The sequence below is a fragment of the Neobacillus niacini genome, assembly GCF_030817595.1.
GTDB lineage: Bacteria > Bacillota > Bacilli > Bacillales > Cytobacillaceae > Neobacillus > Neobacillus niacini_G.
In genome coordinates this window covers 1,037,591-1,054,640 of record NZ_JAUSZN010000001.1, presented here as the reverse complement: position 1 = coordinate 1,054,640, position 17,050 = coordinate 1,037,591, and the positions used below count along the sequence as shown (strand labels likewise).

Genomic DNA, 17,050 nt, shown 5'->3' with positions numbered 1-17,050 from the left:
GACTCAACATCGTGAACATTTGAGTGGCACCCCGGCGATGAAATGAATTAAATGTTTCTTACAATTAATAATCAAAATTTTTAATGTACAAAATATTCAAAAAATATTGACAACGGAGGGAAATCACGGTAAATTATGTATTAATAGTAAATATACTATAAGGTTATAAAGTTATAATATTATAAATTAGGTGTGATTTTATGAAAATAGATAAACATAATCATGTACCTCTCTATCGTCAAGTGGAACTGGTATTAGAGGAAAAAATTAAATCCAAGCACTGGGATATAGGTTATCAGCTGCCAACTGAACAGGAATTAGCTGATCTGTTTGATGTGAGTACCATTACGGTCAAACGGGCTGTTATTGAACTGGTGAATAAAGGGTTACTCTTTAGGCAGCGAGGGAAAGGAACATTTGTCTCTGGCACTACCAAGGAACAGGATATCACCTCCATTTTTTCTTTAACAACAGATGAAGAAGAACACCCACATGAATTAATTAGTTTTTCTCTTGAGGATGCAGATAAAGAAATAGCGGAAAAACTGAGTTTAGAATCTAATACAAAGGTCTTTAAAATAAAGCGTTTAAAGATTGAAAATGATGCTCCGGTGACTCTTGAATATACCTATCTTCCATATGAAATATGCCCCAGCCTCACAACGGATGACATTAATAATGACCTTATTTACAATATTTTGAGGAAAAAATTTCATATTTCATTAGGCAGGGCAAAGTTATTTGTTAAGCCATATATTGCAATAGATGAAAAAGCAGATAGGCTGCAGGTTCAACCAGGCACTCCAGTTTTTAAATGGGAAAGGTTTACCTACACCAAACAGGGAGAGGTCGTTGAATACTCAAAATTTTATGACCATCAAGATAATACTACCTACTATACAGAAATTAATTTTTAGATAAGTATAAAAGTATAATATTATAACTTAAAAGATTATAATATTATATTTTTTTGAAAGCGCTTATCTGAAAATTTAAAAAATTACATCAATGATTACTAAAATAATTTAAAAGGAAAGGGAGGAAAGTCAAGTAGCTAAAGTATTGCCACAATGAGAGATATCTATATTTGAGGAGGAGTAATGATGAAAAAAAGAAAAGTGTCGTTAGCTCTATTAATTATTCTTGTTCTGGGTATTATTTCTGCGTGCAGCAGCCAAACGGGCAATTCGTCTGAAAAATCAGCAGGTGAAGGAGGAAAAACATTAGTATTTGCTGCCTATGGTGGAAGCTATGAAAAAAAAATGAAAGAGACACTTATTCCAAAGTTTGAAAAGGAATACGGTGTAAAAGTGAAGTATATTACCGGAAGTTCTGTTGATACACTGTCAAAACTTCAGGCACAAAAGGATAAGCCTCAAATCGATGTCGCTTTTATGGATGATGGACCGCAGGCTCAGGCAAAAGCTTTTGGTTTACTAGCACCATTAGATGAGAGTATTGTGACAAACCTGAAAGATGTCTATGATATTGCCAAAGATAAGGACAAGATCGGAGTTGGTTTTGGGATTATTACGACGGGATTAGCTTATAACAAAGATACCTTTAAACAAAATGGCTGGGAGCCGGTTAAATCCTGGAATGACTTAGCAGATCCTAAGTTTAAAGATAAATTAGTTCTGCCATCCATTGCCAATACGTACGGAGTGCATATGCTTCTCATGTCAGCTATAGCAAACGGCGGAAGCGCGCAGGATATTGAACCTGGATTTGAAAAAATGAAGGAAATTGCTAAAAACGCAGTGACATTTGATAAAACCGCTGATGTTTCTAACTACTTCTTACAAGGACAAACAGTTGCAAGTGCGTGGGGAAGCAGCCGCGTGTACACCCTGCAAGATACAGGATTCCCAATTGAGTATGTGATACCAGAGGAGGGTGCCCCTGCACTTATGGCAACGGTTAGTGTGGTAAAAGGCGCTCCAAATGAAGAGCTGGCCCAAAAGTTTGTTAATTTTATTTTAAGTGAAAATACCCAAGTGGAATTTGCAAACGCCTTATTTGACGGTCCTGTCAATAAAAACGTGAAACTAGATGGGGATATTACCAAGAAGATCGTTTACGGTGAAGATGAAATTGCAAAACTTGTTAAAGTAGATTGGGAGTATGTCAATACAAAGAGAGCTGAATGGACAGAGAGAGCAAATAAAGAAATTGAAGTGACCCACTAATGAAGGGGTGAAATGATGAGCTATTTATGCCTTGAAAACGTAGTAAAAACCTTTAATAAAACAGAAGTTGTAAAAATGATGAACCTTGAAATCAAGCAGGGAGAGCTTGTTTCTTTCCTTGGGCCATCAGGCTGCGGAAAAACAACTACCTTAAATATGATTGCTGGGTTTCTAGATGTAGACGGCGGGAGAATCGTGGTGGATGGGAAGCCTGTTCACCTGCTTCCTCCTAATAAAAGAGAAATGGGCATGGTTTTTCAAAACTATGCTCTCTTTCCCCACATGACCGTATTTGATAATGTTGCCTATGGTTTAAAGCTTCGCAAGGTTAGTAAAAGCGAGATTCATACCCGTGTTACAGAAGCACTTGAGATGGTCCGGCTGGCAGGCTATGAAAAACGCTATCCAAAGGAGCTGTCCGGTGGTCAGCAGCAGCGTGTTTCACTAGCAAGAGCACTTGTGATCAAGCCGAAAGTGTTGCTTCTTGATGAACCATTAAGCAATCTGGATGCCAAACTCCGTCAAGAAATGCGTGAAGAAATCGTAGAAATTCAAAAAAAGGTTGGGATTACCACCATTTTTGTAACCCATGATCAGGAAGAGGCACTTGCGATTTCAGACAGAATAGCGGTTATGTATGAAGGCAGAATTGAACAGGTCGATACTCCAGTGGCCATTTACAACCACCCTCAGACTGATTTCGTCTCTAGGTTTATTGGCGAAGTAAACCAGATTCAAGGTCAGGTGCTCGAGGCACTAAGTGATAATCAATGTTTAGTGTCATTGGACGGCTATGAGCAAGTTCTATCGGTTCACCAGCCGAAGTATTCTGTGATTGACTTTTATATTAGGCCTGAAAAAATACAAATTTCGATTAAAAATAGTGATGGTCTTCAGGTTAGCGTGGAAAGGAAAATGTTTTTGGGTGCGAAAACCCGGTACATTTTAGTTAACAAGGAGAAACAATTCATTGCTGATATTTCCAATGTTGCATTAAATCCTGATCTGGTTCAGGAGGGGAAACATGTATGTATTAAATGGAATCCAGAGGATTTATTAGCTACCAAAAAGTGAGGTGACTCTATCCAATGCAGGCTGAAACAGCGTATCAGGAACAGGAACTGCTATTCAGGGAGAAAAAAAAGCTTGATTATATGCTTTTATTACTTCCGACCCTCGGTATATTTATTTTCTTCTTTTTGCTTCCGTTGTTCTTCCTTTTTATCACAAGCTTTAAGACTTTTGACGCAGCAAGCGGGATTGGCAATGACTGGACGCTGCAGAATTATATTAAATTTATTACAGATAAATTCTATCTTGGGGTTGTATGGCGGACGGTCAAAATAGCGCTGATTACTACTCTGGCTGCGATTGTTATTTCGTTCCCAGTAGCCTATCAAATTACAAAAGCAAAGGGAAGGATTAAGAATTATTTAACCCTTTTAGTTCTGTCACCCCTGTTAATCAGCATGGTAATCCGTTGTTATGGCTGGGTCATTTTGTTATCCAATAATGGAGTGGTCAATAATACGTTAATGAATTTTGGGTTGATTGATAAACCATTAACCTTGCTCTATACGGAGTTTAGCGTGGTCATAGGAATGGTGCACGTGTTATTTCCTTATATGGTGTTAAGTATTATGGGTTCGCTTGAAAGAATCGACCCTTCTGTGATAAGAGCTTCACAAAATTTAGGTGCAAGCTCGATTCGAACCTTCTTTTCCGTCATCTTGCCTTTAACGCTGCCTGGAATATTTGCTGGTTCCGTTATGGTTTTTAGTTTAGGCGTGAGTTCCTTTGTTACTCCTGCGATTCTAGGGGGGCCTCAGGTAAAAGTGATGTCATTCCTTACATATGAACAGGTTGGTACCATGCTGAATTGGCCTTATGGGTCGGCTATTGGGTTCCTATTAATCTTTATTGCCACTATTACCATCATTATTTATAGCAAATTGCTTACTAGTTCCAAAAAAGGGGTGGCCATTCAATGAGGAAGGCGTTACCAAAATTTGGCTTAAATTTCTTTTGTCTGATCGTTTACATCTTTTTGGCTGCCCCGATTGTCGTTGTTTTATTGTCTTCCCTGACAACCACTGAGTTTATCATGTTTCCTCCCAAAGGGATCACGTTCAGGTGGTATGCCGAATTAATCAATCATCCTGAATTTATGCAGTCCTTCATGCTTAGTATTACCGTTGCATTTGGTACAGCAATCATTTCAACGATTATCGGAACAATGGCTTCTATTGCAGTTGTCAGATATCAATTTAGAGGGAAAACAGCAATCATGCAGTTAGTTGGTTCACCTCTCTTGATCCCTTCTGTTGTATTTGGGGTAGCACTTTTGCAGTTTTATTCCTGGATTGGTTTGGCCGCGAGCCCGGCAGCTTTAATTATTGGTCATATAATCTTAACCATCCCCTTTGTCATGCGGCTGGTTGTTGCCAGTTTAGTAGGATTCGACCGCACGATCGAGCAGGCGGCTATGAATCTAGGGGCGGGAAGCCTCAGGATATTTTTTCAAATTACACTTCCAATCATTAAATCGGGTGTGATTGCAGGAGCTATTTTTGCCTTCATTACCTCTTTCGACGACTTAACCGTTGCCCTATTTATTGTCAGTACCGATGTGGTGACGCTGCCAGTACGGATTTATACCTATATGCAATATCAGTATGATCCTATCATCACCTCTGTTTCTAGTATCATGATTCTTTTAACAGTCGTATTAATGGTCGTTATCGAAAGAGTCTTAGGCGTAGGAAAAGTATTTGAGTCGAAAAATTCATAAGAAGGTGTTTGTATGCACATTAAACATCATCCCGTATTAGGGGAACAGCTTCAAAAACAAGTAAAAATCTTTTTTAAAGATGAACCGCTTGCGGCCTATGAACACCAATCCGTGGCTGCAGCCTTGATGGCCAATGATATAAAAAAATTAGGTTTGAGCAGGAATTTAATTCAGCCTAGAGGCTTGTTTTGCTCGCGGGGCAGATGCTGCAGCTGCTATATGACGGTCAATGGGGAGGATCATGTACGAACATGCATGACGAAGGTCGAAGAAGGCATGAAGATTTATCCGAATGATGGAGATCCAGAAGTAAGGAGTGAATGCCGTGGAGACTGATGTTCTTATTATTGGTGCTGGTCCCTCAGGTCTTACAGCTGCATTGGAAACAGCATCAAGAGGTTTAGATGTAACCATAGTTGAAGAATCTTTTTCTATGGGCGGACAATTCATTCAACAGACCCAGCTCCTTCAATCGCTTCCTTCGTCCTATCAGCCTATGCGCGGGTTTGAGCTGGCTGGTCTTTTAACGAAACAAGTAGAGGACTACTCGATTCGTTGTTTGCTAGGTCATCGTGTGATTGGCTTTTACAAGGATGGAAGTGTTGGTATTTCCGATGAGATCAATGTATTTCCTCTTAAAGCAAAAAAAATAATCGTGGCTACGGGTGCGGCTGAAAATGCCCTTGCCTTTCCGAAATGGACGCTGCCGGGAGTCATGACCATAGGTGCAGTCCAAACCTTAATAAATCGGGATTTTGTTCTGCCTGGTAAACATGCCGTTATTTTAGGATCCAGTGATTTTGCAATGGATGTTGCGCTCCAGCTTTCTGAGCTAGGTGTACAGATTAAGGGGATAATTGAAAAAACTCCAAGCTTAACGGCACGGGATGCAGAAAAAGTGGAAGAGGTTCGAAAAAAAGGTATTCCAGTTTATGTGAATTCCTCCATCAAGGAAGCTAGGGGAATTGGTAAGGTAGAGGAAATTGATATCGTGCACGGAGAACAGATTCTTACCGTAAGTGTTGATGTCGTATGTATAGATGGCGGCCGGTCGCCTATTCTCGATGTTTTTTACCAGCTTGGCTGTTCATTCAGTTATCAAAAAGAACTAGGAGGCTGGATCCCGCAATACAACAAATCTTTACAAACAGACCGGGAAGATGTTTTTTTAGCAGGGAACGCTGCCGGGGTCAGTTCTCAGGGAGTTTTACTAACAACAGGTATGATAGCCGGGGTTTATGTTTCTGAATCCCTGGGAGCTATCAGTAAGCAAGAGGCCGATATCGAGACCATGTCTCTATGGAGAGAACTTGAAATTATGGAGACGAAGCTTTATCCAGATGCATGGAAAGCAAGAATGCAGCATGTTGAAAACTTTGAACATCCCGTCCTTAAGGACCAATTTATCTCTTAGTTCGAAAAGATTAAGAGACTAGAAGGTGAATAAATTGGATAAAACCATGATTATTTGTCGATGTGAAGAAATCAGTTACGAAGAAATCGAGGAAGTTATTTCGAATGGCGCCAAGAGATTTGATGATATTAAAAGAATGACACGCTGCGGCATGGGTCCATGCCAGTCAAAAATATGCAATAGCCTGGTGGCCACTATCATTCATGAGAAAACAGGCATTCCTATTCACGAGATTCCACTGCCGCGTATGAGGATGCCGATTAGTCCAATTAAGCTTGAAACCCTAGCAACGAATAGTACCTCATTTTCCTCGGTGAAATCAGTTTTAGATGAGGTGGAGCTAGAGGATGGGAAGGTGAGATAAATGGAAACTAGTTATGAAACCATCATTATCGGGGGAGGGGTCGTCGGAAGCAGCATCGCTTATCACCTTTCGGAACGAAAAAAGGAAGGAATTCTGGTACTGGATCAAAAATTCCCTCTGTCGGGAACTTCAGGTTCCACACAAGCGTGGGTATGGGTCCATAATAAAACACCGTCTTGGTATGCAGAGTTTAATATGTACAGTGCCGAACTTTATCCTTATTTATCAAAAAAAATTGGGGATGTAGAATATAAACGGACTGGCGGACTTTCCCCATTTTTTAATGAAGCCGATCGCGAAAAAGCGTTACTCCTTGCGGAGGCCTACAAAAAAATTGGCATCAAAATTAAGGTATTATCCCGTGAGGAGGCCTTAGAAAAGGAACCATCGCTCAATCCGGAGGTTGCAGGCGCTACGTATAGTTCCATTGATGGCAACGTAAATCCTTTTCGGTTAGTCGATATGTATATGAGGGCGGCCAAGAAAAATGGAGTTCAATACTCTACTTATAATAAAGTAACGGAAATTCAAAAGCTTCCTGGGAAATTCATTGTTTCCTCACGAAAGGGAACATTTGTATGTAATAATCTTATTCTTGCTGGCGGCACCTGGTCAAGAGAATTAGGAAAATTAGTAGATATCAGCATTCCAGTCAACCAGTTAAGAGGGCAGATTCTTGTTACCGAACCACTAAAACCATTTTTACATTATACCATCAGCGGGTTAAGACAGGCCTTTAATGGCGAGGTATTAATCGGTTATTCAATGGAAGAAGAAGGATTTAACAGAGCAACCACATTGGATGTCATTCAAGAAACGGCTAATATGGCTGTTCACTATGTTCCGCAATTAAAAAAAGCAAAGGTTGTTCGCGCTTTTTCAGGAATTCGAGCCATGCCGGAAGATGGTTTTCCCATTCTGGGGAATATCCCGGGTATTGAAAACCTTTATGTGGCAGCTACGCATAGCGGCGTAACTCTATCGCCACTAATAGGGACTCTTATGACTGAGTTAATTCTGGATGGGGAAACTTCAATCCCAATTGATCGCTACTCCATCAGCAGGTTTGATTTGGCCATTAGATAAATTAGTGTCATAATTTATATAGTAAAAATTTATTAAACCCTTACAGGAGAGATTTGTATGCCACATTTAATCATTAGAGGAGTTTCAGTGGATCAGGTAAAAACGGTTAGTACTTCATTAGTTCAAGATTTGGCGGATTTATGTGCATGTGGAACGGACAATTTCACCTTAGAAATTGTTCATTCTACCTATGTATTTGATGGCAATGAAGTGCCGGGTTACCCATTAATTGAAGTAAAATGGTTCAACCGCGGTCAGGAAATTCAAGATCAATTTGCCAGCATTGTAACCAAACATATTCAAGCACTCGAATTTCCAGAAGTAGAAGTCGCTTTCAGCACATTTCAGGAGTCCGCTTATTATCTGAACGGAAAGAGTTTTGCTTCATCGTGACATAAAAGATTTTTATTTATTAAAAATAGCTTTTAGTAAAAAAATGGCGTTCCTAAACTAATATCAGTTTGGGCACGCCATTTTTATAAAATGATTGAAATCAATTAGATAATCATGCTATTTTTTTAAAATAAATTAAGAAACAGTGTTTCGTAATAGCAAACAACTAGGTTGGAACATAATTTCCAAGATTACTATATTTTTAAGAAATCAATGGAGGAAACGTACGATGACAAAGTATGTACAAAAAGGAAAACGAATCCGTTGCCTTCCTGGCCGCTTGCGACTTGATTTTTGAAGGCTATGATCAGCCAAATGGCTACACTGAGCCGATTCTTCACCGAAGACGCATGGAAGCAAAGGCTAAGTTCGCGGTAAAACAATAATCGTTTCATCATAGTTAGAATACAAGGCATTGTAGCCATTAGAATGCCCTTGGGAATTACTCATACTGTTCAAGCATGAGCATCCGTTTGATGAAAAGACTGCACCGAGACTGCCATTGCCAATTTAATCACGCCGGAAGAACTTTCCCGTGAATATGTGATTCCTCATCCTTTTAATAAAAAAAGTCGGACAGCAGTCACATGTGCAGTTGCCGAGACTGCTATCAAAACGGAAGTGGCTCGAAAGAAGATTGAATTAGAATACAATGTTTGAGAGGGAGTATCGCAATGAAATTTACTAGATTTACTAAAGGTTCGTCCGTTTACACAGGTGTGATGTCTGAAAACACGATACAAGAAATTAATGGAGATATTTTTGGCGATAATTGGGAGTATACAGGACAAAAATTTTCTGTAACTGATGTGAAACTGCTGGCGCCTATAAAGCCAAACCAAATTATTGGAATTGGAGCAAACTATGTTTCTAAACTTGAAGACCGACCTTCAGAGCTTCCAGAAATTCCTGTATTCTTTTTTAAACCAATATCCTCCGTTATTGGGCCTGAGGAAGATATCATCATTCCGGAAGGGATCGAAAAGGTGAAGTTCGAATCAGAGTTAGCCATTGTCATTGGTAAGGAAGCTAAAAATGTTCCTGAATCAGAAGTGTGGGATTACGTGTTCGGATACACGGTTGGAAACGATGTAACAGCTCCTCAATTTTTTCATCAGGACGGGCATTGGACCATTGGTAAGTCCTTTGATACCTTCACACCACTAGGGCCAGTTATTGAGACAGAATTAGATCCATTTGCTGTGAAGGTGGAAGCAAGACTGAATGGTGTGGAGAAGCAAAATAGTGCAACCGAGCTAATGATTATTCCGATCCGAAGAATGGTATCCTATCTGACAAAAGTGATGACACTTAAGCCGGGGGATGTCATCCTGACTGGCAGTCCGGTTGGAGCAGATTTTGTCGGTGCCGGAGATACAATTGAATGTATAATTAAAGAGATTGGGACATTAAGGAATTCATTTGTATTGGCAAAAGAGCAAGTTAAATCTTAATCATACTAAATAAGTGAATATGCATTAACGTAAGCATTTTATCCCGATTATAAAGCTATTACTTTCACAATTCTTCAGTTTGCAGTTATACCTCCGTAAATGTGATAATTAATTTGCACATTTACCGGGGGTTTCCTTATGGGTTATGTGTTCTATCCCCGGTCCCTTTGTAGACAGAGGATAGAACCGATATAGAATAAAAGACAAAAAACGGGGAAAGACCCAAGTAATAAACTCACTTGGGAAGACGACTATGCTGATAAGGCAGGTATGGAACATTTTTAGGGTTAAAGGAAATTACATCCGAAGAATAGATCTCAATGATTAATTGATTCCCTAACGTATTTGCTTGAATTAAAATCGGTTGATTGTATTTATTTTTAAAAACGAAATCAGGTCCATTCCAACTTACAGTGGCATCCCGCCCAGGTGGAACGTACGAAATCGGACTGCTGTGGGGGTAACGCTTAATAACTTCTAAACCTGCATTATCTACTGCATTATAGAGAGTTGATGAAACTTGACAAATTCCACCACCTGTATCCTCTGCAAATTTCCCTTTCACGATAACAGGCGCGGGTAAATAGCCTTTACCTGCTGTTCTTTCCCCAACCACTTTATTAAATGAGAAGGTTTCACCGGGATAAAGAATAAAATTATTAATCGCTTCTGCAGCACGATAAATATTATTGTTTCGGTTTTTTTTATTGGTACTGAACGACGTAACATATTCCCCAATTTTTTCACTTCGAATTGTTCCAAGTAATTCACTATCAACCTGAGGATAAATGGCTTGTAATGGAGCTTCTAATTCAGATGTAATATTATTAAAGTAATAAGTATAAATCTGTTCTGTAAATTTTTGACGATCTAAACGATAACCAACTTGTTCTTGAATGATATTTCCGGACCTATCTAAAGTTGCATTTTTGGGATCTTTGGAAACATTTTTGTCTATTTCGTCCATAAATTTATTAAACTTTTCTGTATTCATAATGGGTAATCCAGGCGGGTACAATGATAAGTCAGAATGATTAACCGTTGATATAGGCTGACCATTGTTAGTAATTAATAAACTGCCTGGATTATTTGATTGTTGAGATAGAATCATTAGACCAAGTATCCAAGTAAAATTCATATAAGAAAAGCCCCCTTAACGTTATATGGCATGTAGAGAAATTAGATAATATTAAAAAGGTTAATAAATTAGATAAGGAAATAAAACATAAAAATGACTAAAAACTTGTTATCTTATTCTTCATGAAGCGATCCTTAATTTGTTTTGTAATAAAAAGTAAAGGAATGTATATATAAATAAATACAAATCCGACGTTAGAAGAAAGATTACTAACCTTATTTACACTTTCAACATCTTTCAAACTTATTGATGCAATAATGGTTAAAAGAATGAATAATATTAAAAAACCTTTCGGGGGAAATGAAAACGTTCTCTTAATTATCCTAGTACACGCCCACATTGAGATACACATTGGAGGAATGATGACCAATAACCAAATAAAAATAAATATATACTCAAACCTTTCCAAAAAAGGAAAGTGGACGATTTTAAGCATCATTAAAGTTGGCCAAGGTAGTTCTTTTATTACTTCTTGATTAAAATAGAGAAATGAAATAAATGTTACGATTAGGTAAACAATGATAGTATATAAATTTCCGAAGTATGCCCATTTAGGAATTTTCGATGACTCTTTAATAAAAGGGTAGTACATTAATATCCACTCAAAACCGAGAAAAAGCAATGTTGATGCTTTGGCAGATAAGAGTAAATCACTGATAGGGTGACTAAAAGCAGGTAATAAATATATGTAATTCGTATGTTTCATGGGGAAGTATATTAGTACGAATAAAATAGATGGTAAAATGACTCCCCAGAAGCTGAAACCAGTTAAAACACGGAATCCATTTGATACGATATAATATAGTACAGCTCCGAATATGATGCTAAGTTGCCAGGTCTTGATTGTCGGATAAACCCATACTTGTATGACATCAATGTAAGCTCGAAAAACTGTAAAAGAGGCCAGCCAGAAGTAGCCTAAAGCTAATATAGAGAGCGCGCTTCCTAAAACTTTTCCAAAACAGTGTTCATTGACAGCTACTAAATCATTTTTATGGGGATCCAACATTTTGAAGATGATGAAAAGTATCAAATGAATGGAAACTCCCGTAATGATCAAAGAAATCCACGCGTCTTGTTCTGCATATTTACTGATATTGGCTTGGTAATTTAAAATGCCAATTCCCGTTTGTGAAGCATGAACTAAAAAGAAAGTAAAAAAAGTAGAAACTTGAAATTGTTCTTTTACTTTAACGCTCACTATTTTCCCACTCCAGCTTGTCTAATGATAATGTTTGAACTTACATTAAACGTCATATTAGGGTATATATTTTTATAAAAGTTATCCTCAGACCATTTATTATGGTTAATTTTGTGCATTCTACCGAAGCCTATAGGATCCACATTTTTGGCTTGGAGGTTATTAAGAAGTGTTGTAGCATCCCTTGAAATTGATTTCTCCAATTCATTTTTAATTTTTTTATAATCTTTTTCATTTTCAACTGTCATCCAGTCTGGTAAACCTGCTATTTCTACATTAAGAACAAGATTAATTTTTGCCTCTTCGCGGTTGTTTTTGTTAATAATTGTAATTTTATGCTTTCCATAAAGAAACCTTACCCCAATGTTGCTGCTATCGTTGTTCTTGGTGAGTTTTAAATTATACACCCCTGATTTATTCCTATCAGTCATTAATTTGAATAATAAAGCCTCTTTCGTTGAAATCTTATATTTTAATTTATCCTCTTTAAATATTCCCATTCCATCAACTTTAACTTTTCCACTGGAGTCTACTTTTAAAAGTGGAAAAGACATATCGATCCCACTTCCAAAATATTGATCATATATGGTGTGAATGTTGGATTCAGGGATACCTTCGTTTTTAATGCTTTGGTCGATTAAATTCATCAAGTAAAGTGGACTCTCATTTAGTGTTTTTTGAATTATTTTGCTTGGGGAACCATTTGTAATGACGATCCTTACAATGCCGATTTGAGGATCTCTGCAAATTGTATCCAGGATCTGTGCTAAACCGTATGTACTTAATTTATTTCCGAATATAATTACCCGTAATTGTCCCATTTCTACTTTATATTGGGACTTATAACCAAGCTGTTCTCGTAAATTAGAAGGATTACTTGCAAGAGCAGAAATCAATGAAGAATTATTACCTTGCTGATAATTAGGATAGACAACAATACCTTTTAACATTTTCTTCTCCCTATCAAATCCAATGTTATGCATTAAAGATACCTCATCAATAATATTGTGAGGTATACATCCAGACAGGAGTAGAGATAAAACAACAAAACCAAATTTTGCTAAAGTGTTATTCGTCATTAATATCCTCCTTCTGTTTGTTTTTCTCTTTTGGTGAAAATTTTATTGTTTCTTTAGTTCTTAAATAATCTGGCCTTTTATTTAATTTACGGAAAGGTGACCTAATAAAACTATCTTGAAAATTATTGCGGCGAAATGGATATAAAGGAACCATGTAAGGAGTTTCAAACGATTTTAGTTTAAACAAATGACATAGTAAAACGGCAAAACCGATGATGATACCTAACCCACCTAGTAATGAGGACATAATGATAAAGGGAAATCTTAATAATCGAATTGTGTTGGACATAGTAATAGTTGGTGTAGTGAATGAAGAAAGGGCTGATAAAGCGACGATTATTAATAAAATATTACTTGTCAGTGCTGCAGCAACTGCTGCCTGCCCAATCACAATACCTCCAACAATTCCCAATGTTTGTCCAATCTTAGTAGGTAAGCGAGCTCCTGCCTCTCTTAATAATTCAATTGTCATTTCTAAAAACAGAACTTCCAATAACGGTGGAAATGGAACGTTTGCTCTGGACTTTATTAACGGACCTAGTAAATCTACGGGAATAACCTCATAATGAAACGTCACAACAGCAATATAAATAGATGAAGAAATGATTGAAAAGATGATCCCAAATATTCGTATTAAACGAAGAAACGAACCAGTAATCCAGTTATAATAATAATCTTCTGATGCGATAAAAAAATCGAGTATGGTAGAAGGCCCGGATATTGCGGATGGTGAACCATCACTAAATATAACTACTTGGCCACTAGAGAGTGTGTAAGAAATTCTATCCAGCCTCTCTGAAGCTACGTAAAGCGGAAAAGGAGTATAAGAATTATCTCTAATGATTTGGTCAATAACATGAGTATCCCAAATAATATCAAAGTCTATTTCAGACACTCTGTTTTTTACTGTTTCTATATGTTTTTTATTTGTTATACCATCTAAATAAACAATGACAACTCTAGTTTTCGACAGTTTGCCTAGAATAAATTCTTCAGTCGTTAATAAAGGAGATTTTAACTTACTTCGAAGTAAAAGAATGTTAGTATCAAGATTCTCAACAAACCCTAATTTTGGCCCTGTAACACTATACTCATTCTCAGTTTCATTCGTTGTTCTAACCCCTTTATATAAATTGCTTACGTTTATTAAAAGACAATCTTCAGCGCTATTTCCAAATGTTATAAGTACATATCCTTTATATATTTTCTCTTCGATTTCATTTGCATCATGAGTTCTAATTACATCTTCAAGAGGAAGATTGTTTTTAAATTGATTAATATCTAGAGATTGGTCTATCTTTTTTTCACATTCATTAATATAGGGAAGAAATACACGTTCCATAGTCTTATGATCAATAAGTGTGGTGAAATAGAAAATTAATATCTGGACTCCTGAAACATTTTTTTTAATCTCTTTAAAATCAGATGATTTTTTAGCTCTTTTCACTATTTCTGTATGTGTTAGATTTTCTGTATTCTGACTATTTTTTTTCTTAAACATCAAATGTACTCCCTAATATATTGTCAATCCTTATTATAATTACAATCTAAAATTGTATTCACTTGATTATTTTATTCCTGTATGGCAAACGAATTTTTAGTTTAATAAATTGAATTTTAACTTATCAGCATTTAGGAACAATCAAAAGACTGCTTGGCAGGAAAGGAAATTGGTTAAAAGAGGAATTGAAAATAAAGGCAAGGGCAACATAATGATTATGAATTTGATTATGAAGGTTTAACTTTTTTATATTTATTAAAAAGCGAAAAGGAGATTAGCACCATGTCAAATGTAAACCTAGCTATCATCTTTTATAGTTCAACAGGTACAAATTATCAATTAACACAATGGGCTTCCGAGGGAGCAAAAGAAGCTGGTGCAGAGGTTAAGGTTTTAAAAGTTCCAGAATTAGCTCCTCAATCGGTTATTGATTCGAATCCCTCATGGAAGAACTATGTTGAAGAAGTTGCAGTATGTGTTCCAACTGTATCACTTGAAGATTTAGAATGGTCAGATGCAATAATTTTTAGCATCCCCACTCGATTTGGTAATATGCCGTCACAAATGAAACAGTTCTTAGATACGACAGGTGGACTTTGGTTTAATGGAAAGCTTATGAATAAAGTCGTAAGTGCAATGACTTCTGCACAAAATTCTCATGGTGGTCAAGAAGCAACTATATTATCACTTTATACAACCATGTACCATTGGGGTGCAATTATTGCAGCTCCTGGTTATACTGATCCAGTTATATTTGGAGCAGGTGGTAACCCATATGGAACCAGTGTTACTGTTGATCAGAATGGAAAAATGGTTGAAGATGTCATTGCTGTTCAAGCTGCCGTTAAACATCAGGCAAAACGTACTGTTACAGTAGCAGAGTGGGTAAAAAAAGCTAATCATTGATAAAACTAATTGTAACGATCCATTTTGTTTTTATAAACAGATAAAACGATTTGTATCGTCATTATGAGTGCGAACCTGAAACCTTTGATTCATTAAACAAGAATCGAAAAATACAATTGGGACAAGCAAAAGGAAGCTTTGGATATGTTTCAATAGTAGGTGTCATATATGTTTTTCAAATTTGATGAGCGACTCCATGTCCTAAGGGGCAAAGAATGTTGTTAAAAACGATACTGGAACACTAATTTTCGAATAACACCAGTTGGTTTATTAGGAAATGTCCAAATGGGTTTCCTTGAACTAAGAAAAAACCTCTCTAAAATTCCTCTGATTAAGGAATTTCACGAGAGGTTCGTTTTATATGTTGCTCTTCGAAAAATATTTCCGAGTATCTTCACGTACTTGTTTGGATAAGACTTGATTCAGCTCCTCATTTAACCATGCAAGTGTTTTACTTTGCAAAAAATCACGCATTTTTTCCTCTGCAGAGAGCATAACTAAATTGATAGTACAAGAGGCACTTGGGGAGCAGCCTTTTTCTCTATACAAATAACCATTATCTTTAATATTTTTACACTGGAAAATCGGCTTAGGACCTTCAACGGCTTCAATTACATCCCAAAACGAAATTTCTTCTGGGGATCTAGCAAGTTTATAACCACCCTTAACCCCAGGAACTGAACTTACAATACCAGCCTTAGATAATTTACTAAAAGTCTTGGAGAGATATGTATCTGAAATACCTTGAAAATAAGACAGTTCCTTTATTCCAGTGGGAGAATCTTCAGGAATATCAATTAAATAAACGAGGCAGTGAAGTGCATACTCAACTCCAATACTATACTGCATTAAAAACACCTTCTTCATAAATAAAAAGTAATTGCTTAAATTAATCTTAGAAATGTTTTATTTCTTTGTCAAACATACTTTTGTTTCAATTATGCACTTAAGGTTGACAGAATAAAACAAATACCCTATTATAGATAGTGTTAATCGCCGATTAACTTTGTCTGTAATTGAGGTTTAAAACACTATCTTCAATTATTTATTGAATAAACTTTTTTAGGAGGAAATTAAATTGAAACAAAAAATTGATTATTACAATGCAGCACCAGAAGCACTTAAAATAATGATGGAAATGGAAAAATATACGAAAACTACTGGTATAGACCGTAAACTTCGTGAACTTATAAAAATTCGTGCTTCCCAAATTAACGGCTGCGCATTTTGTTTGAATATGCACACAGCAGATGCTCGAAAAATGGGTGAAACAGAACAAAGAATATATTGTGTTAGTGCCTGGGAAGAGTGTGAATTCTATACAGAAGCAGAAAAAGTAGCTTTAGAGTTGACAGAGCACGTGACATTAATCCCGACAAAACGTGTTCCAGATGAGCTTTATCAACGAGTACGTGAACACTATGAGGAGAAACAGTATGTTGACCTTGTTCTAATCATTAATCAAATCAACAGTTGGAATAGAATTTCTATTGCAATGGGAAATATAGCAACTGAAAAATAATTATACCTGAGC

Annotated in this window: 18 protein-coding genes; 13 read left to right on the top strand and 5 right to left on the bottom strand. The window is 36.8% G+C overall.

Features of this window, described 5'->3' with window-relative positions; genetic code table 11:
• Window positions 1–200 precede the first annotated feature (200 nt).
• The 11 genes from QFZ31_RS05300 (at window position 201) to QFZ31_RS05250 (ending at window position 9,691) form a co-directional block, all read left to right on the top strand.
• Complete coding sequence (locus QFZ31_RS05300) at window positions 201–917, top strand: GntR family transcriptional regulator (protein WP_307301492.1); 717 nt, start codon at window positions 201–203, stop codon at window positions 915–917.
• 186 nt (window positions 918–1,103) lie between these two features.
• Window positions 1,104–2,189 carry an ABC transporter substrate-binding protein gene (locus tag QFZ31_RS05295; RefSeq protein WP_307301490.1) on the top strand — a complete coding sequence of 362 codons (1,086 nt, stop codon included), beginning with the start codon at window positions 1,104–1,106 and terminating at the stop codon, window positions 2,187–2,189.
• Window positions 2,190–2,204: 15 nt separating this feature from the next.
• Window positions 2,205–3,263, top strand: coding sequence for an ABC transporter ATP-binding protein (locus tag QFZ31_RS05290; protein ID WP_307301488.1), 1,059 nt, complete (start codon window positions 2,205–2,207; stop codon window positions 3,261–3,263).
• Window positions 3,264–3,277: 14 nt separating this feature from the next.
• Window positions 3,278–4,180 (top strand): ABC transporter permease, encoded by a 903-nt coding sequence (locus tag QFZ31_RS05285; RefSeq protein ID WP_307301487.1) that lies wholly within the window; start codon window positions 3,278–3,280, stop codon window positions 4,178–4,180.
• Complete coding sequence (locus QFZ31_RS05280; RefSeq protein WP_307301485.1) at window positions 4,177–4,980, top strand: ABC transporter permease; 804 nt, start codon at window positions 4,177–4,179, stop codon at window positions 4,978–4,980. Before QFZ31_RS05285 ends, QFZ31_RS05280 begins: the two co-directional genes overlap by 4 nt.
• Before the next feature lie 12 nt (window positions 4,981–4,992).
• Window positions 4,993–5,316 carry a (2Fe-2S)-binding protein gene (locus QFZ31_RS05275; protein ID WP_263326269.1) on the top strand — a complete coding sequence of 108 codons (324 nt, stop codon included), beginning with the start codon at window positions 4,993–4,995 and terminating at the stop codon, window positions 5,314–5,316.
• Window positions 5,306–6,394 (top strand): NAD(P)/FAD-dependent oxidoreductase, encoded by a 1,089-nt coding sequence (locus QFZ31_RS05270; protein ID WP_307301483.1) that lies wholly within the window; start codon window positions 5,306–5,308, stop codon window positions 6,392–6,394. The genes QFZ31_RS05275 and QFZ31_RS05270 overlap by 11 nt, the downstream gene beginning before the upstream one ends.
• A gap of 34 nt (window positions 6,395–6,428) precedes the next feature.
• Window positions 6,429–6,758 (top strand): (2Fe-2S)-binding protein, encoded by a 330-nt coding sequence (locus QFZ31_RS05265; RefSeq protein ID WP_307301482.1) that lies wholly within the window; start codon window positions 6,429–6,431, stop codon window positions 6,756–6,758.
• Window positions 6,759–7,844 carry an NAD(P)/FAD-dependent oxidoreductase gene (locus QFZ31_RS05260; protein ID WP_307301480.1) on the top strand — a complete coding sequence of 362 codons (1,086 nt, stop codon included), beginning with the start codon at window positions 6,759–6,761 and terminating at the stop codon, window positions 7,842–7,844.
• A 57-nt stretch (window positions 7,845–7,901) separates the two neighbouring features.
• A complete protein-coding gene (locus QFZ31_RS05255) occupies window positions 7,902–8,237 on the top strand; it encodes a DUF1904 family protein (RefSeq protein WP_214711600.1) in 336 nt (111 codons plus the stop codon).
• Window positions 8,238–8,911: 674 nt separating this feature from the next.
• Window positions 8,912–9,691: a fumarylacetoacetate hydrolase family protein gene (locus QFZ31_RS05250; protein ID WP_307301478.1), complete on the top strand. Its 780-nt coding sequence runs from the start codon at window positions 8,912–8,914 to the stop codon at window positions 9,689–9,691.
• 235 nt (window positions 9,692–9,926) lie between these two features.
• Here the strand turns inward: QFZ31_RS05250 and QFZ31_RS05245 are convergent, their stop codons facing one another.
• The 4 genes from QFZ31_RS05245 to QFZ31_RS05230 form a co-directional block, all read right to left on the bottom strand.
• Window positions 9,927–10,829, bottom strand: coding sequence for a VanW family protein (locus QFZ31_RS05245; protein WP_307301476.1), 903 nt, complete (start codon window positions 10,827–10,829; stop codon window positions 9,927–9,929).
• A 97-nt stretch (window positions 10,830–10,926) separates the two neighbouring features.
• Window positions 10,927–12,030: a GerAB/ArcD/ProY family transporter gene (locus tag QFZ31_RS05240; RefSeq protein WP_307301474.1), complete on the bottom strand. Its 1,104-nt coding sequence runs from the start codon at window positions 12,028–12,030 to the stop codon at window positions 10,927–10,929.
• Window positions 12,030–13,109: a Ger(x)C family spore germination protein gene (locus QFZ31_RS05235; protein ID WP_307301472.1), complete on the bottom strand. Its 1,080-nt coding sequence runs from the start codon at window positions 13,107–13,109 to the stop codon at window positions 12,030–12,032. Before QFZ31_RS05235 ends, QFZ31_RS05240 begins: the two co-directional genes overlap by 1 nt.
• Window positions 13,099–14,610: a spore germination protein gene (locus tag QFZ31_RS05230; protein ID WP_307301470.1), complete on the bottom strand. Its 1,512-nt coding sequence runs from the start codon at window positions 14,608–14,610 to the stop codon at window positions 13,099–13,101. The genes QFZ31_RS05235 and QFZ31_RS05230 overlap by 11 nt, the downstream gene beginning before the upstream one ends.
• A 282-nt stretch (window positions 14,611–14,892) precedes the next feature.
• Between QFZ31_RS05230 and wrbA the strand changes: the two genes are divergently transcribed.
• Window positions 14,893–15,516, top strand: a complete 624-nt coding sequence (gene wrbA / locus QFZ31_RS05225) for an NAD(P)H:quinone oxidoreductase (RefSeq protein ID WP_307301469.1) — start codon at window positions 14,893–14,895, stop codon at window positions 15,514–15,516.
• A 357-nt stretch (window positions 15,517–15,873) separates the two neighbouring features.
• Here wrbA and QFZ31_RS05220 read toward each other — a convergent pair whose 3' ends face one another.
• Window positions 15,874–16,365, bottom strand: coding sequence for an RrF2 family transcriptional regulator (locus tag QFZ31_RS05220; RefSeq protein ID WP_307301468.1), 492 nt, complete (start codon window positions 16,363–16,365; stop codon window positions 15,874–15,876).
• A gap of 229 nt (window positions 16,366–16,594) precedes the next feature.
• Here QFZ31_RS05220 and QFZ31_RS05215 point away from each other — a divergent pair, with 229 nt between their 5' ends.
• Window positions 16,595–17,038 (top strand): carboxymuconolactone decarboxylase family protein, encoded by a 444-nt coding sequence (locus tag QFZ31_RS05215; RefSeq protein WP_307301467.1) that lies wholly within the window; start codon window positions 16,595–16,597, stop codon window positions 17,036–17,038.
• Window positions 17,039–17,050: the final 12 nt, after the last annotated feature.